This is a genomic window from Micromonospora kangleipakensis, from assembly GCF_004217615.1.
Classification (GTDB): domain Bacteria; phylum Actinomycetota; class Actinomycetes; order Mycobacteriales; family Micromonosporaceae; genus Micromonospora; species Micromonospora kangleipakensis.
This window is the reverse complement of sequence record NZ_SHLD01000001.1, coordinates 7,132,845-7,158,534: the sequence shown is the minus strand read 5'-3', so window position 1 is coordinate 7,158,534 and position 25,690 is coordinate 7,132,845. Positions and strand designations below refer to the sequence as shown.

Here is a 25,690-nt window from a genome sequence, read left to right as displayed (position 1 = left end):
TGGCCGGCGCCGGTCACTCGGTGCGGAGCACGGTGAACGCCTCGGCCAGCCGGCCGGCGGGCAGGCCGGCGTTCTCGGCCACGGTGGTGAGCCGGTCGCGTATCCAGGTCTCCACGTCGAAGTGCGCGGTCTGCGAACGGTGGGCCCGCATCGCGGCGACCTTCCGGTCGACGTACGCGGTGACGTCCACGGCGTGGTCCGGAGCGGGGCCGCCGGCGTACCAGATCTCCCGGACCACCCACGGCTCCAGCCCCTCGGCCAGCAGCTCCGGGAAGGCGAAGCAGTTGCGCGCGTCCGGGTAGACCGCGCAGGTGGTGGCCTCGCCGACCGCCAGGTGGTCCGGGTGGCTCGGCCCGGCGAGGTGCTCCCAGCGGCGCAGCGGCGAGCTGGTGAGCACCCGGTCCGGCCGGAAGCGCCGGATCGCCGCGGCGACCTGCCGGCGCAGGGCGAGGCTGGGGGTGAGCGTCCCGTCGGCGTGGCCGTCGAGGAAGTCGACCCGGTGTACGCCGACCACGGCGGCGGCGGCTCGCTGCTCCCGTTCGCGCAGCCGGGGCATCTCCTCGCGCGGCGTGTCGTCGAAGCCACCGGAGTCACCCCGGGTGGCGATGAGGTACGCGACCTCGACGCCCTCGTCCACCCAGCCGGCAATGGTGCCCGCACAGGCGAAGTCGACATCGTCCGGATGGGCAAATACGGCCAGTGCCCGATGGACGTCGGGGAGCGCCGGAGCGGAGGCAGGGAAGCTCACGGGGACCGAGCCTACGTGCCGTTCTCGCCCAAGGTGTCCGTGTCTTTCCTGTTCAGGGCAGCGCGATTCGCGTCTTTCATGATCTTTTCTCAAGTATCGGCAACGTGGCAACCAACTAACGGCTTGATAACGGCACCTTCACGTAATGGGCCGGTGGGTGTCACAGTGGCAGCACCTCACCCCCGTTGTGGGGGCACCCCAGTCGGGCCCGCCGACCACGTGACGCTGTCTTTTCGTCGCGGAACGTGGCCGTCGACCCTGCGCGGTGCCGCTCGGCGAGGGTGTGGTGCCCGGCGGATCGGTACCCCTGGGGTGTCCCGATTTCCCCTGCGGTAAACCGTCGACCTGCGGTTCGGGTCGGCGGCGGCGTCACCCCCCAGACGTGCGTGAAACCCACGACGGAACCAGGTCAGAAAGAGGAGGCCCCTCGGTATGAGAGTCTCGAAGCGGGCGACCGGCGCCCTCGCGGTCGGCATGGCCGCCGCGCTGGTCGCTACCGGTTGCTCGAGCAGCGAGGGTGGCGACGGCGACGCCGGCGCCACCAAGGACGGCGCGATCACCATCCACGGCGTCCAGCCGGAGAACCCGCTGGTTCCGGCGAACACCACCGAGACCGGTGGCGGCAAGATCATCGACGACATGTGGACGGGTCTGGTCGAGTACCCGAACGATGGTGGCGCTCCGCGCAACGCGCTGGCTGACACCATCGAGACCAAGGACTCGAAGGTCTTCACCATCAAGATCAAGAAGGGTACCAAGTTCCACGACGGTACCGAGGTGAAGGCGAAGAACTTCGTCGACGCCTGGAACTGGGCCGCCTACACGCCGAACGGCGCCGCGAACGGCAGCTTCTTCTCCGACATCGCCGGCTACGACCAGGTCACCTCGGTCGACCCGGACGACGACGGCCCGCAGAAGGCCCCGAAGCCGGCCGCCGACAAGATGTCGGGCCTGAAGGTCGTCGACGAGCAGACCTTCGAGGTCACCCTGTCGGCGCCGACCGCGGTCTTCCCGACCAAGCTCGGCTACAGCGCCTTCATGCCGCTGCCGGACGTGTTCTTCACCCAGAAGCCCGAGGTGTTCGGCAAGAACCCGATCGGCAACGGCCCGGTGAAGTTCGTGTCGTGGGAGGACAACGTCGCGATCAAGCTGACGCGCTTCGACGACTACAACCTGCGCGACAAGGTGAAGGTCAAGGACGTCACCGTCAAGCTCTACCAGAGCGAGGATGCTGCCTACGCTGACCTGCTGGGCAACAACCTCGACTTCATGGAGACCATCCCGACCTCCGCGCTGGCTGGCGAGAAGTACAAGACCGACCTGGGTGACCGGGCGATGTCGACGGTCACCCCGACGACCGCGTTCATCGCGTTCCCGATCTACGACAAGCGCTTCGCCAACCCGAAGCTGCGCAGGGCCGTCTCGATGTCGATCGACCGGCAGGCCATCTCCGACAAGATCTTCTTCGGCACCCGCAAGCCGGCCGACAGCTGGGCCAACCCGCTCACCCCGGGCGCCCCGGCCGGTAACTGCACCGCCTGCAAGTTCGACGCGACGCAGGCCAAGCAGCTCCTCCAGGAGGCCGGTGGCTTCCAGGGCGAGATGGTCTTCTACTACAACGCCGACTCCAGCCACAAGGACTGGATGGAGGCCGTTGCCCAGCAGGTCAAGACCAACCTCGGCATCAACGCTCGCGCCGAGGGCATCCCGACCTTCGCGGTGTTCCGCCAGAACATCAACGCCCACAAGATGACCGGCCCGTACCGTGCCGCCTGGCAGCAGGACTACCCGGACGTCGAGAACTGGGTGAACCCGCTCTACGTCAAGGGTGGCTCCTCCAACGACGGCCTCTACAGCAACCCCGAGGTCGACGCCCTGGCCAAGGCCGCCAGCGGTGCCGAGAACCTGGAGGCTTCGCACCAGAAGTTCGGCGAGGCGCTCCAGAAGGTCGACGCTGACGTGCCGACCATCCCGGTCTACTTCTATGGCCAGCAGTCCGGCCACTCGGAGAAGATCAAGAAGCTCGAGCTGAACAACGTCGGCGAGCTGGACCTCTCTTCGGTCGAACTCTGATCCGATCGGTCTGATCCCGGGTCGGGCCCGCCACATCCGGTGGGCCCGACCCGGGGCCGTTCCGCGAGCGGGTGTTACAACATCTCCTCGCACGCTGTCGCGAGCGGGTGTCACAACATCCTTCCTCGCACGCTGTCACCATCGTGTCGGCCGCCGACGCACCCCTTGTCTGGAGGACCACCCCATGGGCCGCTATCTCGTGAGACGGCTGCTCCAACTTGTGCCGGTCTTCATCGGCACGACGTTCCTGATCTACTGGCTCGTCTGGGCCGTGCCCGGAGATCCATTCGCCGGCAAGTGCGGTGAGCGTCGCTGCCCGCCGGAGTACGTCGCCGCCCTCACCGAGAAGTACCACCTCAACGAGAACGTCTTCGTTCAGTACGCGATCTACATGAAGAGCCTCCTCCAAGGAGACTTCGGTACGACCTACAGCGGCCGGTCGATCAACGACATCATCGCCACCGCGTACCCGAACACGCTCAAGCTGGCCGTTGTCGCCCTGGCGATCGAGGCGCTCATCGGCCTCACCGCCGGCGTGCTGACCGGTCTGCGCCGCAACGGCTTCCTGGACAACCTGGTCCTGGTCTCCAGCCTGTTCCTGATCGCGCTGCCGGTCTTCGTCGTCGGCTTCGTGCTCCAGTGGACCTTCGGGGTGCAGTGGAAGATCGTCACGCCGACCGTCTCCAGCGAGATGCCGTTCTCCGAACTGCTTATCCCGGGCTTCGTGCTGGGCAGCGCCTCGATGGCGTACATCGCCCGGGTGTCGCGGACGAGCATCGCCGAGAACCGGCGGGCCGACTACGTGCGCACCGCGATCGCCAAGGGCCTGCCGATGCGCCGGGTGGTCGGTGTCCATCTGCTGCGCAACTCGCTGATCCCGGTGGTCACCCTGCTCGGCACCGACCTGGGCGCCCTGATGGGCGGCGCGATCGTCACCGAGGGAATCTTCGGTATCAACGGCATCGGTCGACAGGTCTACCGGTCGATCGTCACCAAGGAGAGCGCTACCGTTGTCTCCATCGTGGTGGTGCTGGTGCTGGTCTACCTGCTGATGAACCTGCTGGTCGACCTGCTCTACGCCGCCCTGGACCCGAGGATCCGTTATGAGTGACCCCTCCGCCGCGTCGATCGTCAGCACTCCCCGCCCGGAGCAGCCGACCGAGTTCGGTGCCCCCACCAACGCCGGCCTGCCGGAGAGCGCCCGCAAGGAGAAGCCGCGTGGCCTCCTCGGCGACGCCTGGCGCGACCTGCGCCGCAAGCCGCTCTTCTGGATCTCCTCGGCGTTGATCCTGCTGTTCGTGGTGATGGCGGCCTTCCCGTCGCTGTTCACCTCCGGCGACGCCGTGAACGGTTCGCTGGACAACAGCCTCGGCAAGCCCTCCGCCCACGCCTGGTTCGGCAACGACGTGCAGGGCCGTGACGTCTTTGCCCGGACCATCTACGGCGCTCGGGCCTCGATCCTCGTAGCGCTCCTCTCCGTCGCCGGCACCATGCTGGTCGGTGGCGTGATGGGCATCATCTCCGGCTACCGGGGCGGCTGGGTGGACTCGCTGCTCTCCCGGGTCGCCGACGTATTCTTCGGCCTGCCGTTCGTGCTCGGTGCCATCGTCATCCTGACGACCTTCAACGGCTCGGGCAGCAACAACAGCAAGACGAAGATCATGGGCCTGGTCATCGCTTCGCTGGTCATCCTGAGCTGGCCGGTCGTGATGCGGCTGATGCGCTCCTCGGTGCTGGCCACCAGGGAGGCGGACTACATCGTCGCTGCCCGGGCGCTCGGCGCTGGTACGGGCCGGATCATCCTCAAGCACCTGCTGCCGAACTGTCTCGCGCCGCTGCTGGTGTACTCGACGATCATGGTCGGTTCGTTCATCGGCGCGGAGGCCACGCTCTCCTTCCTGGGCGTCGGCCTGAAGAGCCCGGTGGTCTCGTGGGGCATCATGATCAGTGAGGCGCAGAACTACCTCCGGGTCGCGCCGAACCTGCTCTTCTTCCCCGCCGCGTTCCTCGTCACCGCCGTGCTCAGCTTCGTCATGCTCGGCGAGGCGGTCCGCGAGGCCCTCGATCCGAAGCTCCGATAGGGGAGACTGAGTTGTCCGACATTCTCGTGTCCGAGCAGTCCGCGCCCGGCGCCGACGGTTCCGGCCGTCCCTCCGGCCGGCTGCTCGAGGTCGACGGCCTGCGGGTGGAGTTCCGCACCCGGGACGGCGTCGCCAAGGTCATCAACGGGGTCACGTACCACGTCGACGCGGGGGAGACCCTCGCCGTGCTCGGCGAGTCCGGCTCCGGCAAGAGCGTCACCGCGCAGACCATCATGGGCATCCTGGACACCCCGCCGGGCTTCGTCACTGGCGGTCAGGTCCGCTTCCACGGCAAGGACATGCTCAAGATGTCCGCCGAGGAGCGCCGCCGCATCCGCGGCGAGGGCATTGCGATGATCTTCCAGGACTCGCTCTCCGCGCTCAACCCGGTTTTCACCGTCGGGTTCCAGATCGCCGAGCAGTTCCGCATCCGGCGCGGCATGAGCCGCGCGGACGCCAAGAAGCGTGCGATCGAGATGCTCGACCAGGTCAAGATCCCGAACGCCAAGGGTCGGTTCAGCAACTACCCGCACCAGTTCTCCGGCGGTATGCGGCAGCGCGCGATGATCGCGATGTCGCTGGCGCTCGACCCGGAGGTGCTGATCGCGGACGAGCCGACCACCGCGCTGGACGTGACCGTGCAGGCCCAGATCATGGACCTGCTCGGCGAGCTCCAGCGGGAGCGGCGGATGGGCATGATCCTGATCACCCACGACCTTGGCGTGGTCGCCGACGTCGCGGACCGGATCTCGGTCATGTACGCCGGCCGGATCGTCGAGGAAGCCGACGTGTACGACCTGTACGCCAAGCCGGCGCACCCGTACACCCTCGGCCTGCTCGACTCGATCCCGCGGATGGACGAGAAGGGGCAGGAGCTCCGCACCATCAAAGGCCTCCCGCCGAACCTGATGAACATCCCGCCGGGCTGCCCGTTCAACCCGCGCTGCCCCATGGCGCAGCCGGTGTGCCGGGAGAAGGTGCCCCCGCTGCTGCAGATCGGCAGCGGCCGGGCCAGCGCCTGCCACTTCGCCGAGGAGCTCGTGAACCGTGACTGAGAACATCATCGAGGTCCGTGACCTGGTCAAGCACTACCCGGTCACCCAGGGGATCGTGTTCAAGAAGACCGTGGGTCAGGTCAAGGCGGTCGACGGCGTCTCCTTCGAGCTGAAGACGGGCGAGACCCTCGGCGTCGTGGGCGAGTCCGGCTGCGGCAAGTCGACACTCGCCCGGGTCCTGATGAACCTGGAGAAGCCGACCAGCGGCAGCGTGTTCTACAAGGGCCAGGACATCTCCAAGCTCTCCGGCGGCGCGCTGCGGCGACTGCGCCGGCAGATCCAGCTGGTGATGCAGGACCCGTACACCTCGCTGAACCCGCGGATGACGGTCGGTGACCTGATCGGCGAGCCGTTCGAGATCCACTCGGAGGTGGCCCCAAAGGGCAGCCGCCGGGGCAAGGTCAAGGAGCTGCTCGACCTGGTCGGCCTCAACCCGGAGCACATCAACCGGTACCCGCACCAGTTCTCCGGCGGTCAGCGGCAGCGCATCGGCATCGCCCGGGCGCTGGCGCTGCGGCCCGAGGTGATCGTCTGCGACGAGCCGGTCTCGGCGCTGGACGTGTCGATCCAGGCGCAGGTGATGAACCTGCTGGAGAAGCTCCAGAACGAGTTCGGCCTGTCGTACGTCTTCATCGCCCACGACCTCTCGGTCGTGCGCCACCTCTCCGACCGGGTCGCGGTGATGTACCTGGGCAAGATGGTGGAGATCGGCACCGAGGACGAGATCTACGAGCGGCCGACCCACCCGTACACCCAGGCGCTGCTCTCGGCGGTGCCGGTGCCGGACCCGACGCTGCGGGACAACAAGGCGATCATCCGGCTCACCGGTGACGTCCCCTCCCCGGTGAGCCCGCCCTCGGGCTGCCGGTTCCGCACCCGCTGCTGGAAGGCGCAGGACATCTGCGCCCAGGAGGTGCCGCTGCTGCAGATCCGGCGGGGCACCGACCACCCGAGCGCCTGCCACTTCGCGGAGAAGCGGGAGATCGTCGCCACCCACGAGGCGTGATCCGTCCGGACCGCCTGCCAGCGTCAGCCCGACGCCGGCAGGCGGTCCGTCGTATCCGGGTCCCCGGTCGCGCCGAGGCGCCGGACCGGGCCGGCCGGGCCGTCCGCCCGCCGGCTTTCCCTTCCGGTACGCCGGCGGTCCGGTCGGCCGGGCGTCCCGCCCGGCTGCCGGGCCGCCGGGCCGGCACGGCCCTTCTCAGAGGGGGCCGCGGCCGGCGCGGAGCAGCAGCAGCGCGAGCTGCGTCCCGTCCGCGCCCAGCGCCTGCCGGAACCGCTCCAGGATCTCCCGTTCCCGGGAGAGCACCAGGCGCGTGCCGCCGGAGGCGAGCCGGGTGGCTCCCACCTCCTGGGAGAGGGCGGCCCGCTCCTGCCACAGCGCGATGATGGTCCGGTCGATCTCGTCGATCCGCTCCCGGATCTCCACGATCCTTTCGGCGGCCGCCGAGTCGCCGGTGCCGGTCCGAGCGGTCGCGGCCGCCGTCGGACCCGTGTCGGCCCGGTCGTCGTTCCTCGCCAGGCTGCCGCTCTGCTCCGCCACGTCAGTCATCATCGTCGTACCCCTCGGGTGTCGGGCCCGGTGCCCGGATCCCGGGACGAAAAAGCCCCGGGCTCTCCGAGCCCGGGGCTTTTCGCAGGTCTTGTGATCAGGCGCGACCTACGGCTGCCGGACTCCCGGTGCCGTAGTAAAAGTAGAAGCGCTGACCGAACACGTCGTCGAGTATGCCGAGCCGCGGCCGGGGCGCGCAAGCATTCCCGCCAACAGGTGGGACGGGGCACGATTCCGCCCCGGGTGACGCCTTCGTCTCGTCGTGGCGTGCGCGGGCGGGAAGTGTCCGTCCGGCGGCATAGACTCGCCGTGCGATGCATCCTCTCTTCGACATCCCCGCGTCCCCGCCCGCGCCGGAGCCGACCCCGCCGCACCGGCCCGGGTCCTACGACGACTCCAGCTCGGCTGGCGGCCATAATTCGGCCTCCGCGCCGCTAGGCGGCGCTTCGGACCGAACGAAGGCCGGTCTGTCGCCGCGCCGCGACCTGGCGCCGTCGGCCGCCCGGCTGGACCCGCAGGCCCTCCTCGCCGGGCTGAACGGTCCGCAGCGCGACGCCGTCACCCACGCGGGCTCGCCCCTGCTGATCGTGGCCGGCGCCGGCTCCGGCAAGACCCGGGTGCTGACCAACCGGATCGCGTACCTGCTCGCCGCGCGGGACGTGCACCCGGGCGAGATCATCGCGATCACCTTCACCAACAAGGCCGCCGGCGAGATGAAGGAGCGGGTGGCCGCCCTGGTCGGGCGGCGGGCCCGGCTGATGTGGGTGTCGACGTTCCACTCCGCCTGCGTCCGGATCCTGCGGGCCGAGCACGAGCACGCCGGGCTGAAGTCGACGTTCTCGATCTACGACGCGGACGACTCGCGCCGGCTGATGCAGATGGTGGCCCGGGAGCTCGACCTCGACCCGAAGCGCTACCCGGCGCGCGGGCTCGCCGCCCAGGTCTCGAACCTGAAGAACGAGCTGGTCGATCCGGAGGCGTTCGCCGCCCGGGCCAAGGGGCCGAACGAGCGGGCGCTGGCCGAGGCGTACACGCTCTACCAGCGGCGGCTGCGCGAGGCGCACGCGCTGGACTTCGACGACCTGATCATGACGACGGTGCACCTGCTCCAGTCGCACCCGCACGTCGCGGAGAGCTACCGGCGCCGGTTCCGGCACGTCCTCGTCGACGAGTACCAGGACACCAACCACGCCCAGTACGTGCTGATCAAGGAGCTGGTCTCCGGAACCGAGGGGATCGAGCCGGCCGAGCTCTGCGTGGTCGGCGACGCCGACCAGTCGATCTACGCGTTCCGGGGCGCGACCATCCGCAACATCCTGGAGTTCGAGCGGGACTTCACCGACGCCCGGACGATCCTGCTGGAGCAGAACTACCGCTCCACCCAGACGATCCTCAACGCCGCCAACGCGGTGATCGACCGGAACACCTCCCGCAAGCCCAAGCGGCTCTGGAGCGACGCCGGTGACGGCGAGCAGATCGTGGCGTACGTCGCCGACACCGAGCACGCCGAGGCGGACTGGGTGGCCCGGGAGATCGACCGGCTGGTCGACGACGGCGAGACCCGCCCCGGCGACGTCGCGATCTTCTACCGCACCAACGCCCAGTCCCGAGTCTTCGAGGAGGTGTTCATCCGGGTCGGCCTGCCGTACAAGGTGGTCGGCGGGGTGCGCTTCTACGAGCGCAAGGAGGTCCGCGACGCGCTGGCCTACCTGCGCGCGGTGGTCAACGACGACGACACGGTCAGCCTGCGCCGGATCCTCAACACCCCGCGCCGGGGCATCGGCGACCGGGCCGAGGCGTGCGTGGAGGCGCTCTCCAGCCGGGACCGGATCTCCTTCGGGGCGGCGCTGCGCCGGGCCAAGGACGCGCCGGGCATCTCCACCCGGGCGGCCAACGGCATCGCCGAGTTCGTCGCGCTGCTCGACGGCGCCCGGGAGCTGGCCGAGACCGGCACCCCGGAGGAGGTGCTGGAGGCGCTGCTGACCCGCTCGGGCTACCTGACCGAGCTGGAGGAGAGCCTCGACCCGCAGGACGCCGGCCGGGTGGACAACCTCCAGGAGCTGGTCAGCGTCGCCCGGGAGTACACCGAGCGGGTCGAGGCGCTGGGCGAGGAGGGGGAGCGGGCCACCCTGGCCGGCTTCCTGGAGCAGGTGGCGCTGGTCGCCGACGCCGACCAGATCCCCTCCGACGACCCGGACCATCAGGGCGTGGTCACCCTGATGACCCTGCACACCGCGAAGGGCCTGGAGTTCCCGGTGGTCTTCCTGACCGGCCTGGAGGACGGCGTCTTTCCGCACCTGCGCTCGCTCGGCGACACCCGCGAGCTGGAGGAGGAGCGCCGGCTCGCGTACGTGGGCATCACCCGGGCCCGGCAGCGGCTCTACCTGTCCCGGTCGGTCACCCGCTCGGCCTGGGGGCAGCCGGCCTACAACCCGCCGTCCCGGTTCCTGGAGGAGCTGCCGCCGGATCTGGTCCGGTGGGAGCGCACCGAGGGGTCGTACACCTCGTGGGCCGGCGGGGGCGGCGGCGTCGGCGGCCGGGCGGACCGCGCGCCCGGCGGGCGGGGCGGCTTCACCGGCGGCACCCCGAAGGCGGCGCAGCTGGCGAAGCGGCTCGGCGTGGACGCCAGCCGGCTCGCCACCGCCAGCGAGCTGCCCCAGGGACCGAAGGTGGCGGCCGGCGACCGGGTCAACCACCAGCGCTACGGCCTCGGCCGGGTGCTCGCCGTGGAGGGGCACGGCCCGGGCGCCCGGGCGCAGATCGACTTCGGCGACCAGACCATGTGGCTGGTCCTGCGGCACGCCCCGATCGACAAGCTCTGAGCGACCACGAAGGGCCCGGGCCGGCGAACCGCCGGACCGGGCCCTGTCACGTGCTCCGCGACCGTCAGCAGGCCACGTCGATGCCCCGGGCGCGCAGGAACGGCGCCGGGTCGATCTGGTTCCACATCGCGCCCTTGTGCACCTCGAAGTGCAGGTGCGGGCCGGTGGCGTCACCGGTGGCGCCCTCGTAGCCGATCACCTCGCCGGCGCTGACCTTCTCGCCCACCCTGACCACGATGCGGCTCTGGTGGGCGTAGTGGGTCAGATAGCCGTTGCCGTGGTCGATGAAGACGGAGTTGCCGTACCCGTCGCCGGCGTCGCCGGCCTTCACCACCGTGCCTGCGGCGGCGGCGTGGATCGGGGTGCCCGCGGGCATCGCGAAGTCGATGCCGGCGTGCAGGGTGCCCCACCGCTGCCCGTAGCAGGAGGTGATCTCGGCGCCCTTCATCGGGATGACCCAGGAGGGCTTCGGCTTGGTGGTCTTCCTCGGCGTCGGCTTGGCGGTGGCCGCCTTCTTCGTCGGCTTCGGGCTGGCCGTCGACGGGCTCGGCGACGGGCTGGCCGGGGTCGCGGACGGGGTGACCGGGGCGGTCGACTCGCGGACGGAGCGGTCGGCGCGGGCGGCGGCCTCGGCGCGGGCCTGGGCGTCGAAGTCGACGGCGGCGAGGGTCGGTGTGCCGTGGTCCGCGGTGGCGACGGAGACGCCGCCGAGGCCGAGGCCGATCAGCGCCACCGCGCCGACGACGAAGTATGTGCTGCGCCGACCCGTCCGCCTACGCGCCCGGTGCCGGGGGATGTCCTGGGTGTTCTCGTTCTGGACGGGGCTGTCTTCCTGCACGGCGGACCTTCACAGTCGAGGGGCACTTGACCTCGAATACTGGTGTCGGCCCGGTCGGTGCCGGGTACTGGCTCCACAGGGCGGGCGGGGCTGCTGACGACTCATGCCCGGTTTCGTCCGGGGCGGGCGTTCCGACCAGGAAAACGATCATGTTGTGCTGTGTCACCGCTCACAGTTGTGGCTGTGACCCGGCAGACTTCACGACAACGAAAACCGCCCGGATCGCATGATCCGGGCGGTGAACGGGCGATACGCAGCGTCAGGACGCGGTTACCTCGCTGTAAATTGCCTCGACTTGCAGCTTGATGTCCACTCCGCGGTGCTCGAGCCACGGCACCGGGTCCAGCGGCTGCCCGTTGACATGGATCTCCAGGTGCAGGTGCGACCCGTAGGAGTGCCCGGTGTTGCCGACCAGGCCGAGCTGGTCGCCGGCCTTGACCTGCTGGCCCTCCTGGACGCTCACCGCCGAGGAGTGGCCGTAGATGGCCTCGCTGCCGTCCGCGTGCTGGACGATCACCGCGTAGCCGTAGCCGCCGAACCAGCCGGCCTTGGTGACGGTGCCGGCGTGGATCGCGACGTACGGCGTGCCCTCCGGGGCGACCAGGTCGACGCCGGTGTGCAGCTTGCCCCAGCGCATGCCGTAGGGCGAGTTGAAGTCGTAGCCCTGCAGGGGGAGCAGCCAGACGTCCTGCTCGGCCCCGGCCTTGGCGACCCGGCTGTCCCGGGTGGCGCGGTCGGCGGCGTCGGCGCGGGCCGCCGCGTCCTGGCTGGTGACCGAGGCCTGCTTGAGCTCGTCGAGGACCGACGGGCTGACACTCTTGGCGTCCGGGAGGGCGTTCGCCCCGAGCGCGACGATGCCGGCCCCGACGAAGGCGGTGGTGACGACCGCGGCGTAGCGGCTCCGCGGGGGGGTGGGTACGCGGCGGCGGCCGCGATATCTATCGGGCTCAGACGACAGGCGCTGGCGCACGCACACCCTCCGTTGTCGGGGTTCCGATGCGGTCGGCCGGCGCCCGTGAAGCTCGGGTGAACGTCGGCTGGCCGCGTCGTCACCCGTCCGTGGACCTGATGACAACCGTGGCCACGTTAGCCAACTGCCACTCCAGTCACAAGCCGAAGCGCCGAATTGGCGTTTCGTTCTGTCCCTTTCCGTCCGGTGATGTCATAGCTCGCGCCGCCGGACGGATGGGCCGTTGACCCCCCGTTCGTCGCGCACAGTGACCGTTCGGCGGAGGCGTCCGACTTCCGGGCGGTGCGGTGCGAGGCTATGAGTGCAGCCCGGGTTCCCGGCCCCGGGGCGGCCGGGTTACCGTTCGTTCAGGTGATAGCCGCGGAGCCGGTGAAAGGTGTGCGCTGATGAGCTCTCGAATCCGGGTCGTCGTCGCGAAGCCCGGCCTGGACGGCCACGACCGGGGCGCGAAGGTCGTCGCGCGCGCCCTGCGGGACGCCGGCATGGAGGTCATCTACACGGGCCTGCACCAGACCCCGGAGCAGATCGCGGAGACCGCCATCCAGGAGGACGCCGACGCGGTCGGCCTCTCCGTGCTCTCCGGGGCGCACATGACCCTCTTCAAGCGGGTGCTGGAGCTCCTCGCCGAGCGGGACGCCCGCGACATCGTGGTCTTCGGCGGCGGCATCATTCCGGACGCCGACATCCCCGAGCTCGAGCGGCTGGGCGTGGCGAAGATCTTCACGCCGGGCGCCACCACCCAGTCGATCGTCGAGTGGGTCCGGCAGAACGTCGCCCAGCCGGTCGCCTGACCACAGCGGAACCGGCCACGGCACTGCCTCTGGACGGTGCTGCCGTCATGGCTACTGCCTTCGACGGTGCTGCGGTCGTGTGTGCTGCCTTCGACGGTGCAGGGTGGTGGGCGCTTTGCCGGAGGCGTGGTCGCCGCGGGACGGGTTCGCCCCGCGGACGTCCGGGAGGGCGCCTGCGGGCGAGATCGTGCTCGGCGGGTGCGCGATGGGCGCAGTCGGGCGGGACTGACCGGGACGCGGACAGGGGGAAGGGCCGGACGCACCCCTCACACGTCCGGCCCTTCTATGCACGATGCCCCGCCGCCACCCCTCGACCGACAGGGCATCGGCCGTCTCCCGTCTTCGCGCTGATCAGCGCTCCGACATCAGACTCAACGATGCCCCCACGGCGGGGTTACGCATCTTCCGTAACATCCCCCGGACGGCTGAACAGACCGCCGCGGCGGGTGCGTCAGCCCTTCTTGTAGGCCCGCTCCCGGCCCGATGCCGGCCCGCTCCCGGCCCGATGCCAACCAGGTGGAAGCCCGGTCCCGACCAGGCGCGAGCCCGGTCCTGGGAGGTCCGGGGGCGTTCGCGCTACGGCTGCCGGGGGTCCTCCCCGTCGCGGTGCAGGCCGTACCCTGTGGCTCCCCGCACCGCGTTCCGCGGTCGATGAGCCCGCCGGGAGCCCGCCGTGAATCAGCCGCCGCACCCGCAGCCGAACCCCGCCGAAGGGCAGCCGCCGACCCCACCGGTCACCGGCTGGCCGCAGCAGGGGCAGCCGGGCAGGGCCGGCGGGGGCTGGTCCGCGCCACCGCCGGCCGGTTCGGGCTGGTCGGCGCCGCAGCGCGCCTATCCGGGCGGGCCGGGCGCGGAGTGGCCCGCCCCGCCGCCGCACCAGTCGGCAGCAGGGCCGGCCTGGTCGGGGGCGCAGCCGGGGCAGCCGGCCGGGCCGGGGTGGTCGGGGCCGCCGCAGCCGGGGTATCCGGGCGGGCCGGGGGGTGGGTGGTCCGGGCCGCCGCGGGCGTACGGCGATGGTGGGTGGCCGCCGCCGGGCGGGCCGGCGCAGGTGCCGCCGCCCTGGCAGCCCCCAACGGCGCGACGGGCGAAGCGGATCCCGGAGGATCAGCCCTTCATCGCCCGGCCGAGTCTGCGCAAGCGGGCGCTGGCCCTGGGCGGTCTGACCCTGCTGATCGGGTTGGTGATCGCCTGCCCGATGGGGCTGGCCGCGTCGTCCGAGAACGGCGGTGCGGAGATCCTGCTCGCCGTACCGCTGATCATGTTCTTCTTCGCCCTGGTGGTCGGCCTCCAGCTCTGGCTGGTCTCGTCCGGTGGTCCGGTGCTCGCGGTGGGGCCGGCCGGGCTCTGGATCAAGACCCGGCCGACCCGGGGGCAGGCGATCTGGCTGCCGTGGGAGGCGATCGACCAGATCTACCGGCGGCGCTGGGGGTTGGAGAAGATGCTCTGCGTGCGGGCGCGCGACCCGCGGGCCGGCGGCGACCTGGGCGCCTTCACCGCGCTCGACGCGGGGATGCAGCAGGCGTTCTTCGGCACGGGGTTCACCGCCACGGTCAACTTCGCCGACCGGTCGGAGCAGGAGATCATGGCGGCGGTGCTCCGCTACTCGGCCGGCCGCTGCCGGGTGGCCTGACCGGTCGGGCCGGTGGCTGTGCATTACCGCACACCCCGCACCCGCTCGGTTGCCCCTGGTTCCCATCTCGTTAGGCTGCGGCAAATGACCTGTCTCATCTGATGACAGGCGTCAAACTGATTTTCCGAAGCTGGTGGCGGCGCGACGGCGCGCCGCGGAGACGGGACGGGACGCGCAATCGTGGACCTGTACGAGTACCAGGGGCGGGACCTGTTCGAGCGGCACGGGTTGCCCGTGCTCGCCGGCGGCGTCGCCACTACCCCGGAGGAGGCCCGCGCGATCGCCGAACGCCTCGGCGGTCGGGTGGTCGTCAAGGCGCAGGTGAAGGTCGGCGGCCGAGGCAAGGCCGGCGGCGTCAAGCTGGCCGAGGGCGCGGAGGAGACGGTGGCCCGCGCCACCGACATCCTCGGCATGGACATCAAGGGTCACACGGTCCACAAGGTCATGATCACCGTGACCGCGGACGTGGCCGAGGAGTACTACTTCTCGTACCTGCTCGACCGGGCGAACCGCACCTTCCTCTGCATCGCCAGCGTCGCCGGCGGCATGGACATCGAGCAGGTCGCCGCCGAGACCCCGGAGAAGGTGGTCAAGGCCCCGATCGACGCCAACACCGGCGTGGACGAGGCGAAGGCCCGGGAGATCGTGACCGCCGCGAACTTCCCGGCCGAGGTCGCCGACCAGGTCGTCGACATCGCGGTCAAGCTGTGGCAGGCGTTCGTCGCCGAGGACGCCACGCTGGTCGAGGTGAACCCGCTGGCCAAGAACGCGGACGGCAAGCTGCTGCTGCTCGACGCCAAGATCACCCTGGACGAGAACGCCGCGTTCCGGCACCCGGACCACGAGGCCCTGGTCGACCAGGCCTCGGTGGACCCGCTGGAGCAGGCCGCCAAGGAGAAGGACCTCAACTACGTCAAGCTCGACGGCGAGGTCGGCATCATCGGCAACGGCGCGGGTCTGGTCATGTCCACCCTCGACGTGGTCGCGTACGCCGGTGAGCGGCACGGCGGCGTCAAGCCGGCGAACTTCCTCGACATCGGCGGTGGCGCGAGCGCCGCGGTGATGGCGAACGGCCTCGAGATCGTCCTCTCCGACCCGTCGGTGAAGAGCGTCTTCGTGAACGTCTTCGGCGGCATCACCGCCTGCGACGAGGTCGCCAACGGCATCATCCAGGCGCTGGGCCTGCTCGAGCAGCGGGGCGAGAAGGTCACCAAGCCGCTCGTCGTCCGCCTCGACGGCAACAACGCCGAGGCCGGTCGGGCGATCCTCGACGGCGCGAACAACCCGCTCGTGCAGCGGGTGGACACCATGGACGGCGCGGCCGAGCGGGCCGCCGAGCTGGCAGCTGCGGGGGTCTGATCATGGCTATCTGGCTGACCAAGGACTCCAAGGTCATCGTGCAGGGGATGACCGGTTCCGAGGGTTCCAAGCACACCCGGCGGATGCTCGCCGCCGGCACCAACGTGGTGGGCGGCGTCAACCCGCGCAAGGCGGGTCAGACGGTCGACTTCGACGGCACCGAGCTGCCGGTCTTCGCGTCCGTCGCGGACGCCATGAAGGAGACCGGGGCCGACGTCACGGTCATCTTCGTGCCGCCGCAGTTCACCAAGGGCGCGGTCGTCGAGGCGATCGACGCCGGCATCGACCTGGCCGTGGTGATCACCGAGGGCGTTCCGGTGCACGACACCGCCGCCTTCTGGGCGTACAACGTGGCCAAGGGCGAGCGGACCCGGATCATCGGGCCGAACTGCCCGGGCATCGCCTCGCCGGGCGCCTCCAACGCCGGCATCATCCCGGCCGACATCACCGGCACCGGCCGGATCGGCCTGGTCAGCAAGAGCGGCACGCTGACCTACCAGATGATGTACGAGCTGCGGGACATCGGCTTCTCGACCTGCGTCGGCATCGGCGGCGACCCGATCATCGGGACCACCCACATCGACGCCCTGGCCGCGTTCGAGGCGGACCCGGAGACCGACGCCATCGTGATGATCGGTGAGATCGGTGGCGACGCCGAGGAGCGGGCCGCCGAGTTCATCAAGGCCAACGTCACCAAGCCGGTGGTTGGCTACATCGCCGGCTTCACCGCGCCGCCCGGCAAGACCATGGGTCACGCCGGCGCGATCATCTCCGGCTCGGCGGGCACCGCCGAGGCGAAGAAGGAGGCCCTGGAGGCCGTCGGCGTGAAGGTCGGCAAGACCCCGACCGAGACCGCCAAGCTGATGCGGGAGATCATGTCCGCCGGCTGAGCCCGTACGTGACGTGTGGAGGGGGTCGACCGGCAACGGTCGGCCCCCTCACCTGTACCAGTACAGGTCGCGGCCGCTGGCCCGCCAGATCGCACTGCCGATGAGGTTGATCACGCCGAACGCGATGGCCAGGTAGCCGAGCACCGGGGACTTGCCGAACCGCTTCGCGTCCCGGATCGAGAGCCAGCCGAAGACGATGCCGAGGATGCCGCAGCAGATCAGGCCGAGGACGATGCCCAGTACGCCCCAGAGGGTGGTGCGGTCCCGGCCGGCGGCCGGCGGTGGTGGCGGCGGCGGATACGGAGCGTTCACGGCTTCCCTCCGAGCGGTCGGTGCCGCGACAGGAAAGGTCGCGTCCTGGACCGAGGCTAAACCGGATCGGGGCCGGCAAGCCGATGGATCACGGAACTCGCCGCCGTCCGGGGGCGGTATCGGACTGCCGCCGCTCGTGCGGCATGCCAGAGTAGAGCCGATGTCACCCGTCACCCCTGACCAGCCTCGCCGTCCCGCCGCCGGAGTCGCCGCCGACACCCGGCCGCCCGGCCGCGCCCGGCCGGCGTCCCGGGTGCCCGCGCCCCGGTCGGGGGAGGCGCCGCGCGGCCGCGCGCCGCTGCCCGTCGCCGCCGGCGTCGCGGCCGGGTGGGCGGCTCTCACGTCCTGGCTGCCGGTCACCGTCGTGCTGGGCCTGGCTCAGCTCAGCGAGGACGCCGGCTCGCTGCCGGGCGCGCTGCGCACCGGGCTGGCCGGCTGGCTGCTCGGTCACGGGGTGCCGCTGGAGACCTCCGCCGGCCCGCTCGGCCTGGCGCCGCTGGCGCTGGGCGCGCTGGCGGTCTGGCGGTTGACCCGGGCCGGGGTGCACGTCAGCCGGGCCATCGGCGCCCGCGCCGGTCGGTCGCCGCGGCAGGCGCTCACCGTCGCGGTCGCGGTCGGCATCGGGTACGCGCTGCTCGGCGCCCTCGCCGCGGTCGTCGTCGGCGCGGGCGGTCCGCGGGTCTCTCCGGTCCGGGCGGCGGTCACCTTCGCGGTCTTCGGCGCGCTCTCGGCGCTGGTCGGCGCGCTGCGCACCACCGGTGTGTCGGCGCTGCTGGCCCGGCGTTCCCCGCCGCCGTTGCGGGACGGGGTGCGGACCGGGCTGGTTGCCGGGCTGCTGCTGCTCGGGGCGGGCGCCGGGGCGGCCGGCCTGTCGGTGGCGACCGGGGGCGGCGACGCCGCCGACATGATCGGGGCGTACCGGACCGGGGTGGCCGGTCAGGCGGGCATCACCCTGGTCAGCCTCGCGTACGCGCCGAACGCCACCGTCTGGTCGGCCGCCTACCTGCTCGGCCCCGGGTTCGCCGTCGGCACCGACACGGCGGTGCGGACCAGCGAGGTCTCCGTCGGCGCGCTGCCGGCCGTACCACTGCTGGCCGGACTGCCGCGCGGGCCGGTCGACGGGCTCGGCGCCGGCCTGCTTGCGGTGCCGGTGCTGGCCGGGATGGCCGCCGGCTGGCTGCTCGCGCGGCGGCTGCTGCGGCTGGCCGCCGAGGACCGCGTGGTGCTCGGCTGGGGGCCGCTGCTCGTGCCGGCGGCGCTCGCCGGACCGGTCGCCGGCCTGCTGCTCGGCGGGGCCGCGGCCGCCTCCGGCGGGCCGCTCGGCGGCGGTCGGCTGGCCGAGATCGGCCCGGTGCCCTGGCAGGTGGCCGCGGTGGCCGCCGTGGTCGTCGCCGTCGGCGCGCTGCTCGGCGCCGCCGCCACCAAGCTCCTCGCCCGCTCGCCGGGCCCCGATCCGACCCCGCGCCGCCCCGCACCCGCCGCCCGGCCCTGACCGCCGCACGCAGCTCCGGTCGCCCGGTGCTGACCGCTGCCTGCCGGCCACCGGCCGGCGGCGCCCTCCGGACACGCCGAGGGGCGCCCGGACGGATCCGGACGCCCCTGTCGAGCCGGGTCAGGAGAAGTTGTTCCAGTTGATGGCGGCCCCGGCGATGGCGTTGATGATGCCGAGCACCACGCCGATCGCGCCGCAGATCAGGCCCGCCCTGGCCTGGCCCGCGTTGCTCGCCTCGCCCTGCTGGGCCTTCTTCTGGCCGAGCACGCCGAGCACCACGCCGGCGATGCCGGCCGGGATGCCGAGCGCGGGGCAGCAGAGACCGAGCACAATGGACGCGATACCGGCGATCATGCCGATCAGGCCGAGCGTGTTGTTCTGCCCCTGCGGCATCGGGTAGCCGGCGTTCGGGTACGTCGGCGCGGCGCCGTAGGGCGGCTGCTGGCCGTACGGGTCCTGGTACGGCTGCTGCCCGTAGGGCTGGCCGGAGGTCGGCTGCCCGTAGGGCTGTCCCGAGGTGGGCTGGCCGTACGGCTGGCCGGAGGTGGGCTGGCCGTAGGGCTGGCCCGAGGTCGGCTGCTGCCCGTACTGCGGCGCCTGCGGCTGGGCGTACGGGTCCTGCGGCTGGCCGTAGGGCTGGCCGGCCGGCGGCTGCTGCCCGTACTGCGGCGCCTGCGGCGGCGGGGCGTACGGGTCCTGGTACTGCGGGGCGGTCGGGTCCTGCGGCGGCTGCTGGCCGTACGGGTCCTGACCGGGGTGACCGGGCTGCATTGCTGGGTGCTCCTCAGACTGGGGGTCGGCTGTCAGTAGGTCGAGTTGCTGCCGCTCATCATTCCGCCGACGCCCAGGGCGATGCAGCACACGATCGAGATCACCCAGAGGACGATGCCGACGATCAGGGCCCACTTGGACCACTTCTTCGACTCGGCCGCCGCCGCCTGGGCGCCGGCGTAGTCGCCCTGCTGGAGCAGCGGGTTCACCTTGGACGCGTTGATGATGGCCGGGATGGCCAGCGGCCAGCACAGGAAGATCGAGACGATCGACATCGTCATGTTGTTGTCGATCTGCGGCGGCTGCTGCTGCGGGTAACCAGGCTGCATGGCGGCGTACTCCTCGTTCCATCGGCACGGCTGCGGTGCCGGTTCACTGACGGGTGGCGGGGCCGGGCGTACGCCGGACACCGAGCGACCGGCAGCGTATCGTGCCCGGGCCACCCGGGTGGTCACCCGAAACGGCGCTGCCCGAGCGCTGGACGCCCCGACCTGCCCGATAGGGTTGCCGCGTGACCGAGCCCGCGTCCGTCGCCCGCCTCGTCGTCCTCGTCTCCGGCTCCGGCAGCAACCTCCAGGCGCTGCTGGACGCCGCCGTCGACCCCGCGTACGGGGCCCGGGTGGTCGCCGTCGGCGCCGACCGGGACGGGATCGCGGGCCTGGGCCGGGCCGTCGCGGCCGGGGTGCCGACCTTCGTCGACCGGGTGAAGGACCACCCGACCCGGGAGGACTGGGACAAGGCGCTGACCGCGCACATCGCGGAGCATCGACCCGACCTGGTCATCAGCGCCGGCTTCCTGAAGCTCGTCGGCCCGCACTTCCTGGCCGCGTTCGGCGACCGCTACCTCAACACGCACAACACGCTGCTGCCGGCGTTCCCCGGCATCCACGGCCCCCGGGACGCCCTTGCCTACGGCGTGAAGGTCACCGGGGCCACCCTCTTCTTCGTCGACGCCGGGATGGACACCGGCCCGATCGTCGCGCAGGTCGCCGTGCCGGTGCTGGACGACGACGACGAGGAGACGCTCACCGAGCGCATCAAGGAAGCCGAGCGGCGCCAGCTCGTCGAGCAGGTCGGCCGGCTGGTCCGCCAAGGTTGGACGATCACCGGAAGAAAGGTCACCGTGCCGTGAGCTCCACTCAGGACGAGCGCCGCCCGATCCGGCGGGCGCTGGTCAGCGTCTACGACAAGACCGGCCTGGTCGAGTTGGCCCGGGCTCTGCACGACGCCGGGGTGGAGATCGTCTCGACCGGCAGCACCGCGTCGACGATTGCCGGCGCGGGCGTGCCGGTGACCCCGGTGGAGCAGGTGACCGGCTTCCCGGAGATTCTCGACGGCCGGGTGAAGACCCTGCACCCGAAGATCCACGGCGGCCTCCTCGCCGACCTGCGCAAGGACGCGCACGCCGCCCAGCTCGACGAGCACGGCATCGCCGGGATCGACCTGCTGGTCTCCAACCTCTACCCGTTCCAGGCCACCGTCGCCTCGGGCGCCAGCCAGGACGAGTGCGTCGAGCAGATCGACATCGGCGGGCCGGCGATGGTCCGGGCCGCCGCCAAGAACCACGCCTCGGTCGCCGTGGTGACCGACCCGGCGGCGTACCCGGCGCTGCTGGCCGCCCTCCACGAGGGTGGCTTCACGCTGGCCCAGCGCAAGGCCCTGGCGGCCTGCGCCTTCGCGGTCATCGCCGACTACGACGTGGCGGTCGCCGAGTGGTTCGCCGCGACCCTCGCCCCGGCCGCCGACGGGTGGCCGGAGTTCGCCGGGCTGGCGCTCAGCCGGCAGGCGGTGCTGCGGTACGGCGAGAACCCGCATCAGGCGGCCGCCCTCTACGCCGACCCGGCCAGTCCGGCCGGCCTGGCGCAGGCCGAGCAGCTGCACGGCAAGGAGATGTCCTACAACAACTACGTCGACGCGGACGCCGCCTGGCGGGCCGCGAACGACTTTCCCGACCAGCCGGCGGTGGCGATCATCAAGCACGCCAACCCGTGCGGCATCGCGGTCGGCGCGGACGTCGCCGAGGCGCACCGCAGGGCGCACGCCTGCGACCCGGTGTCCGCGTACGGCGGGGTGATCGCGGTGAACCGCCCGGTGAGCGTGGAGCTGGCCCGGCAGGTCTCGGAGATCTTCACTGAGGTGCTGGTGGCGCCCGGGTTCGACGAGGGCGCGGTCGAGATTCTCCAGGGCAGGAAGAACATCCGGCTGCTCCGGGCCCCTGCCTTCAACCCGCTGCCCGCGGAGTGGCGGCAGGTCACCGGCGGCGTCCTGGTACAGCTCCGGGACAAGATCGACGCCGAGGGCGACGACCCGGCGAACTGGCGGCTCGCCACCGGCGAGGCGGCCGACGCGACGACCCTGCGGGACCTCGCCTTCGCCTGGCGGGCGGTCCGCGCGGTGAAGAGCAACGCGATCCTGCTGGCCAGGGACGGCGCGACCGTCGGCGTGGGCATGGGCCAGGTGAACCGGGTCGACTCCGCGCAGCTCGCGGTCGGCCGGGCCGGGGCGGACCGGGCCCGCGGTTCGGTCTGCGCCTCGGACGCGTTCTTCCCGTTCGCCGACGGGCCGAAGCTCCTCATCGAGGCGGGTGTCCGGGCGATCGTCCAGCCCGGTGGCTCGATCCGCGACGAGGAGGTCATCGCGGCCTGCAAGGAGGCCGGCGTGACCATGTACCTCACCGGCACCCGGCACTTCTTCCACTGATCCATCGCGGACAGCGGGGCGCGGCCGGTCGGGCGCCCCCGCTGTCCGCGTTGAGCCGCCACTCGGGAGCGCTCCACCCGCCGCCGCGCCGAACAGCCGAAAGTACGACCGACGAACCGTTGCCGGTGGTCAATTGGTGTTGCTAGCGTGATCCCGGCAGCAACGATCGACCCTCCCCGTTCTCCTCGCCACCCGTCTCCCGCCCGCGGCCCTCGGCCGCCCGCCCGAGCGGCGTCCGACATCCCTCGTTCTGGCAGGTTGACCCATGCGCGTGTGCGACCGGTTGAACGCCGTCGTCGTCGCGCTGGCGTTCGTCCTGGCCGGTCTGGGTGTGCCGGCCTGCGCGGAGACCCAGCTGCCCGGCGCGGTGGTCACCGCCGCGCACCGGTCGATCGCCCACGACGCGTGGCACGTCCTCCCTCCTGACGTACGGCGCGTCGTCGCCCCGGTCACCACGCCGCATCCTGCCGCCCCGCCGTCCGGCGACCCCCGGGTCGTCGGGGCGCGCCACGCGTACCCCGACACTCCGTCGGAGCTGCGGGCGGAGGTTCCCGGCGGGCCCTGTGGTGACCACCGCGCCGGCGTCGGCCAGTCCGACGGACCGGACGATCTCCTCCTCGGCGCGCCCCTGCGGGTCGAGGGCACGACGGTCGCCGTCCTCGCCGCGACCCGCTACCGGCCGCCGGTCGTGCCGCTGCCGCCCCGGGGCATCCTGCCCACCCGGGCGCCACCCCTCACCGCCTGACCCTCCCCGCGCCCCGGTCCTGCCGGGCCCGACGCGGGCGTGACCCGTCCGCCGATGTGGACGCCGCACCGTGACGAGGGTCGAATTCGGACGCTGCCCGTCCGATCACCAGACCGCACACCGTGGCCGCGCCATCCGCCGCCACGGTCTCCCTCCCCGGGCCACCCGCCCGGGAACTCCCTGAATCCTGGAGGATTCACATGTCGAAATCCCGCTGGCGCAAGCCGGCGACAATCGCGGGCGCGCTGGTGCTGACCGCCGCGCTCGGTGGCGTCGCCGCCACCAACCACGAGGTACTGGAGGCCCTCGGCCTCGCCCAGGAGCCCGGCGCCAACCTGCCCTGGCACGCCCGGGAGTTCGCCGAGATGGCGGCCGGTGAGGAGTCCGAGGAAGCCGGCGAGGAGGCCTTCGAGGCCCGGGTCATCGCCGAGCAGTTCGCCCAGGCCCGCTCCGCGCCGGGCGTCGTCGCGCCGGGCGCGTACGCGAACGCGTTCAGCCAGCTGGGCAGCATGCCGGTCACCAAGGGCAGCTGGCGCGAGGTCACCAAGATCAAGTATGACGGTGACGACCCGCGCTACCGGGACTACGCCTCCAACTCCTCCGGGGGCGCCGGCCTGCAGACCGGCCGGATCACCGGCCTCGCGGCCGACAACAGCGGCTACGTCTACGCGGCCGGCGCGGACGGCGGCGTGTGGCGGTCCTCGATCGGCGGCGGGAGCTGGACGCCGATCACCGACCAGCTGCCCACCCTGTCCAGCGGCGACGTGGTGCTCGCCGCCGACGGCTCGCTCTGGTACGCCACCGGTGAGGCGAACACCGGCGCCACCTCGTACGTCGGCGCGGGCGTCTACCGGCTGGCCAACCCGAAGACCGGTCAGTTCAGCGCGGCGAACCGGGTCGGCGGCACCGAGCTGGAGAGCTCGGTCATCAACAAGCTGCGCTTCTTCGACGGCAAGGTCTGGGCCGCCACCAACCGGGGCCTCTACTCGCACTCGATGAGCAGCGGCTCCGGGGCGTGGAAGTTCGAGTGGGCGCCGAACCCGAGCTACCTGCCGGGCGGGGCGGACGCAGGCACGGCCAACGCGGCGTACAAGAACATCGTCAACGACGTGGCCGACGACCCGCGCAACCCGAAGCACGTGGTGGTGGCCTCGGCCTGGCGGTCGGGCGACACCTACAACGGCTTCTACGAGACCGCCGACTACACCGCGGGCGGCTGGACCAAGGTCAACCCGACTGGCTCGATCCCGGCCGACGACATCGGCTACGTGACGTTCGCCTTCTCCGCCGACGGCGGCAAGCTGTACGCGATCAACCAGTCGCCGAAGCTGCTCAACAAGCCGGCCGGCAACGTCAACAGCTACCTGGACGGCATCTACGTCTCCAACAACGGCTCGCCCGCCGGACCGTGGAGCAAGATCGCCGATTCGGCCAAGCTCGGCAACTCCAGCTCGGCGCTCAAGCAGACCGTGATCGGCAAGGGCTACGGTCCGGGCATCCAGGCCTGGTACAACCAGTTCCTCGCGGTCGACCCGGCCGACCCGAACCACGTCTGGGCGGGCCTGGAAGAGGTCTACGAGTCGACCGACGGCGGCGCCAACTGGAAGACCGTCGGGCCGTACTGGAACTTCGGCTTCTCCTGCTGGAACATCTACGACGCCAAGAACACCTGCAACAAGACCACCCACTCCGACCAGCACTCGGTCGCGGTGGGCAACGGCTTCGTCTACGTCGGCAACGACGGCGGTATCTACCGCCGGCCGATCAACGGGAAGGCCGACAAGGACGGGCACGCCACCGACTGGCAGAGCCTGAACGACGGCACCATCGACGCCCTCCAGTACTACTCGGTCTCGGTGGGCAAGGACCCGGCCAAGGCCGGCACCGTGGTCTCCGGCGGTCTCCAGGACAACGGCGCCTCGGTGCTGCGGGCCGGCGACACCGTGATGGGCTCGAACTTCGGCGGTGACGGCGGCGACTCGCTGGCCGACCCGGCGAACGGCTGCCGGCAGGTCCAGGAGTACACCAACCTGGCCATGCGGGTGACCGAGAACTGCAACGCCAACCCGGGCCCGGGCACGGCGGAGACCTCGACCTCGCGGGACATTCGGCCGTACACCTCGTCGCCGGGCGACGAGCCGGCCCGGTTCATCGCGCCGTTCTCGCCGGACGCCACCGACGGGAACGTCTGGGTCGCCGGTGGCCAGCACGTCTGGGTGAACACCAAGGGCTACGCGATCTCCGACGGCAAGGGTTGGACGAACGTCTTCAACCTGGGCGCCGGCCGCACCGCCACCTCGGTGGGCGTCTCCGGCGGCACCGCGTACGTCGGTTGGTGCGGTCCGTGCAACAACGCCGGTTTCACCCGGGGGGTCGCGGTCGGCAAGGTCAACGACCCGGCGAGCTGGCACCAGTTGACCCTGCCGGCGGACTTCCCGAACCGGTTCGTGCAGGGCGCCGGCGTCGACGCGGCCAACCCGGCGCACGCCTTCCTCGCGATCAACGGGTTCTCCCGGCGGTTCACCGAGGGTCCGGGCGCCGGCTTCGGCCACGTCTATGAGACGACCGACGCGGGCGCGACCTGGAAGGACGTCTCGGCGAACCTGCCGGACGTGCCGGCCAGCTCGATCAAGCAGCTCGCCAACGGCGGCCTGGTGCTCGCCACCGACCTGGCCACCTTCTACCGCGCGCCCGGCGCCACCGACTGGCAGCGGCTGGGCACCGGCCTGCCGCTGACCGTCGGCATGGACGTCGAGTACAACGCGGTGGACAACGCGGTCTACGTGGCGACCCACGGCCGCGGCATCTGGGCGTTCGACCTGGCCCAGCTCTGAGCTGTCGGCGGTCCGGCCCGGCTCCCG

General features: G+C 71.5%; 22 protein-coding genes. 15 read left to right on the top strand and 7 right to left on the bottom strand.

All coding sequences use genetic code 11. The annotated features are described in order from the left end of the window. Positions 1–13 precede the first annotated feature (13 nt). Complete coding sequence (locus EV384_RS34050) at positions 14–748, bottom strand: PIG-L deacetylase family protein (protein WP_207232539.1); 735 nt, start codon at positions 746–748, stop codon at positions 14–16. Positions 749–1,180: 432 nt separating this feature from the next. Here EV384_RS34050 and EV384_RS34045 point away from each other — a divergent pair, with 432 nt between their 5' ends. From EV384_RS34045 to EV384_RS34025, 5 genes are all read left to right on the top strand, one after another. Continuing rightward, positions 1,181–2,821, top strand: a complete 1,641-nt coding sequence (locus tag EV384_RS34045; protein WP_130339938.1) for a peptide ABC transporter substrate-binding protein — start codon at positions 1,181–1,183, stop codon at positions 2,819–2,821. A gap of 184 nt (positions 2,822–3,005) precedes the next feature. Beyond that, a complete protein-coding gene (locus EV384_RS34040; RefSeq protein ID WP_130339936.1) occupies positions 3,006–3,932 on the top strand; it encodes an ABC transporter permease in 927 nt (308 codons plus the stop codon). Continuing rightward, complete coding sequence (locus tag EV384_RS34035) at positions 3,925–4,902, top strand: ABC transporter permease (RefSeq protein WP_130339934.1); 978 nt, start codon at positions 3,925–3,927, stop codon at positions 4,900–4,902. Before EV384_RS34040 ends, EV384_RS34035 begins: the two co-directional genes overlap by 8 nt. A 26-nt stretch (positions 4,903–4,928) precedes the next feature. Beyond that, positions 4,929–5,957 (top strand): ABC transporter ATP-binding protein, encoded by a 1,029-nt coding sequence (locus EV384_RS34030; RefSeq protein ID WP_130340969.1) that lies wholly within the window; start codon positions 4,929–4,931, stop codon positions 5,955–5,957. Then, a complete protein-coding gene (locus EV384_RS34025) occupies positions 5,950–6,963 on the top strand; it encodes an ABC transporter ATP-binding protein (protein WP_130339932.1) in 1,014 nt (337 codons plus the stop codon). The genes EV384_RS34030 and EV384_RS34025 overlap by 8 nt, the downstream gene beginning before the upstream one ends. 195 nt (positions 6,964–7,158) lie before the next feature. On the opposite strand, the gene EV384_RS34020 is transcribed toward EV384_RS34025, so the two are convergent. Then, positions 7,159–7,512: a chorismate mutase gene (locus tag EV384_RS34020; protein ID WP_130339930.1), complete on the bottom strand. Its 354-nt coding sequence runs from the start codon at positions 7,510–7,512 to the stop codon at positions 7,159–7,161. Positions 7,513–7,823: 311 nt separating this feature from the next. Between EV384_RS34020 and pcrA the strand changes: the two genes are divergently transcribed. Further along, entirely contained in the window at positions 7,824–10,331 is a 2,508-nt protein-coding gene (pcrA, locus tag EV384_RS34015; protein WP_130339928.1) for a DNA helicase PcrA, read from the top strand. Between the two features lie 64 nt (positions 10,332–10,395). Here the strand turns inward: pcrA and EV384_RS34010 are convergent, their stop codons facing one another. Both EV384_RS34010 and EV384_RS34005 read right to left on the bottom strand, forming a co-directional pair. Then, entirely contained in the window at positions 10,396–11,169 is a 774-nt protein-coding gene (locus EV384_RS34010; protein ID WP_130339926.1) for a M23 family metallopeptidase, read from the bottom strand. A 259-nt stretch (positions 11,170–11,428) separates the two neighbouring features. Next, positions 11,429–12,139, bottom strand: coding sequence for a M23 family metallopeptidase (locus tag EV384_RS34005; protein ID WP_130339924.1), 711 nt, complete (start codon positions 12,137–12,139; stop codon positions 11,429–11,431). A gap of 386 nt (positions 12,140–12,525) precedes the next feature. Between EV384_RS34005 and icmB the strand changes: the two genes are divergently transcribed. The 4 genes from icmB (at position 12,526) to sucD (ending at position 16,809) form a co-directional block, all read left to right on the top strand. Further along, positions 12,526–12,930: a coenzyme B12-dependent isobutyryl CoA mutase small subunit gene (gene icmB, locus EV384_RS34000; RefSeq protein ID WP_130339922.1), complete on the top strand. Its 405-nt coding sequence runs from the start codon at positions 12,526–12,528 to the stop codon at positions 12,928–12,930. 673 nt (positions 12,931–13,603) lie between these two features. Further along, a complete protein-coding gene (locus tag EV384_RS35250) occupies positions 13,604–14,560 on the top strand; it encodes a hypothetical protein (RefSeq protein ID WP_165440133.1) in 957 nt (318 codons plus the stop codon). Between the two features lie 180 nt (positions 14,561–14,740). Continuing rightward, positions 14,741–15,919 (top strand): ADP-forming succinate--CoA ligase subunit beta, encoded by a 1,179-nt coding sequence (sucC, locus tag EV384_RS33990; RefSeq protein ID WP_130339920.1) that lies wholly within the window; start codon positions 14,741–14,743, stop codon positions 15,917–15,919. A gap of 2 nt (positions 15,920–15,921) precedes the next feature. Beyond that, entirely contained in the window at positions 15,922–16,809 is an 888-nt protein-coding gene (sucD, locus tag EV384_RS33985) for a succinate--CoA ligase subunit alpha (protein WP_109803466.1), read from the top strand. Positions 16,810–16,857: 48 nt separating this feature from the next. Here the strand turns inward: sucD and EV384_RS33980 are convergent, their stop codons facing one another. After that, positions 16,858–17,121, bottom strand: coding sequence for a DUF4190 domain-containing protein (locus EV384_RS33980; protein ID WP_130339918.1), 264 nt, complete (start codon positions 17,119–17,121; stop codon positions 16,858–16,860). 160 nt (positions 17,122–17,281) lie between these two features. On the opposite strand from EV384_RS33980, the gene EV384_RS33975 reads away from it, so the two are divergent. Continuing rightward, positions 17,282–18,613, top strand: coding sequence for a cell division protein PerM (locus tag EV384_RS33975; protein WP_130339916.1), 1,332 nt, complete (start codon positions 17,282–17,284; stop codon positions 18,611–18,613). A 120-nt stretch (positions 18,614–18,733) separates the two neighbouring features. On the opposite strand, the gene EV384_RS33970 is transcribed toward EV384_RS33975, so the two are convergent. Together EV384_RS33970 and EV384_RS33965 are read right to left on the bottom strand one after the other, a co-directional pair. Continuing rightward, on the bottom strand, positions 18,734–19,384 hold the full coding sequence (locus EV384_RS33970) for a DUF4190 domain-containing protein (RefSeq protein ID WP_130339914.1): 651 nt from the start codon (positions 19,382–19,384) through the stop codon (positions 18,734–18,736). Positions 19,385–19,416: 32 nt separating this feature from the next. After that, the gene (locus EV384_RS33965) at positions 19,417–19,713 is read right to left on the bottom strand and encodes a CD225/dispanin family protein (protein WP_130339912.1); all 297 of its coding nucleotides are present in this window, start codon (positions 19,711–19,713) and stop codon (positions 19,417–19,419) included. Between the two features lie 182 nt (positions 19,714–19,895). Here EV384_RS33965 and purN point away from each other — a divergent pair, with 182 nt between their 5' ends. The 4 genes from purN to EV384_RS33945 all read left to right on the top strand — a co-directional run bounded on the left by purN (position 19,896) and on the right by EV384_RS33945 (position 25,663). Beyond that, complete coding sequence (purN, locus tag EV384_RS33960) at positions 19,896–20,516, top strand: phosphoribosylglycinamide formyltransferase (RefSeq protein ID WP_130339910.1); 621 nt, start codon at positions 19,896–19,898, stop codon at positions 20,514–20,516. Then, positions 20,513–22,084: a bifunctional phosphoribosylaminoimidazolecarboxamide formyltransferase/IMP cyclohydrolase gene (gene purH, locus EV384_RS33955; RefSeq protein ID WP_130339908.1), complete on the top strand. Its 1,572-nt coding sequence runs from the start codon at positions 20,513–20,515 to the stop codon at positions 22,082–22,084. Before purN ends, purH begins: the two co-directional genes overlap by 4 nt. A gap of 265 nt (positions 22,085–22,349) precedes the next feature. Further along, positions 22,350–22,829: a hypothetical protein gene (locus EV384_RS33950; protein ID WP_130339906.1), complete on the top strand. Its 480-nt coding sequence runs from the start codon at positions 22,350–22,352 to the stop codon at positions 22,827–22,829. Positions 22,830–23,029: 200 nt separating this feature from the next. Further along, positions 23,030–25,663: a beta propeller repeat protein gene (locus tag EV384_RS33945; protein WP_207232538.1), complete on the top strand. Its 2,634-nt coding sequence runs from the start codon at positions 23,030–23,032 to the stop codon at positions 25,661–25,663. Positions 25,664–25,690 lie beyond the last annotated feature (27 nt).

Excerpts from the sequence above, each read along its gene's own strand:
- EV384_RS34020 (WP_130339930.1), bottom strand. The coding sequence starts at position 7,512 with ATGATGACTGACGTGGCGGAGCAGAGCGGCAGCCTGGCGAGGAACGAC.
- EV384_RS33950 (WP_130339906.1), top strand. The coding sequence starts at position 22,350 with ATGCGCGTGTGCGACCGGTTGAACGCCGTCGTCGTCGCGCTGGCGTTC.
- EV384_RS34045 (WP_130339938.1), top strand. The coding sequence starts at position 1,181 with ATGAGAGTCTCGAAGCGGGCGACCGGCGCCCTCGCGGTCGGCATGGCC.
- icmB (WP_130339922.1), top strand. The coding sequence starts at position 12,526 with ATGAGCTCTCGAATCCGGGTCGTCGTCGCGAAGCCCGGCCTGGACGGC.
- EV384_RS33945 (WP_207232538.1), top strand. The coding sequence starts at position 23,030 with ATGTCGAAATCCCGCTGGCGCAAGCCGGCGACAATCGCGGGCGCGCTG.
- EV384_RS34040 (WP_130339936.1), top strand. The coding sequence starts at position 3,006 with ATGGGCCGCTATCTCGTGAGACGGCTGCTCCAACTTGTGCCGGTCTTC.
- EV384_RS33970 (WP_130339914.1), bottom strand. The coding sequence starts at position 19,384 with ATGCAGCCCGGTCACCCCGGTCAGGACCCGTACGGCCAGCAGCCGCCG.
- EV384_RS33975 (WP_130339916.1), top strand. The coding sequence starts at position 17,282 with ATGTCACCCGTCACCCCTGACCAGCCTCGCCGTCCCGCCGCCGGAGTC.
- sucD (WP_109803466.1), top strand. The coding sequence starts at position 15,922 with ATGGCTATCTGGCTGACCAAGGACTCCAAGGTCATCGTGCAGGGGATG.
- pcrA (WP_130339928.1), top strand. The coding sequence starts at position 7,824 with ATGCATCCTCTCTTCGACATCCCCGCGTCCCCGCCCGCGCCGGAGCCG.
- EV384_RS34035 (WP_130339934.1), top strand. The coding sequence starts at position 3,925 with ATGAGTGACCCCTCCGCCGCGTCGATCGTCAGCACTCCCCGCCCGGAG.
- EV384_RS33965 (WP_130339912.1), bottom strand. The coding sequence starts at position 19,713 with ATGCAGCCTGGTTACCCGCAGCAGCAGCCGCCGCAGATCGACAACAAC.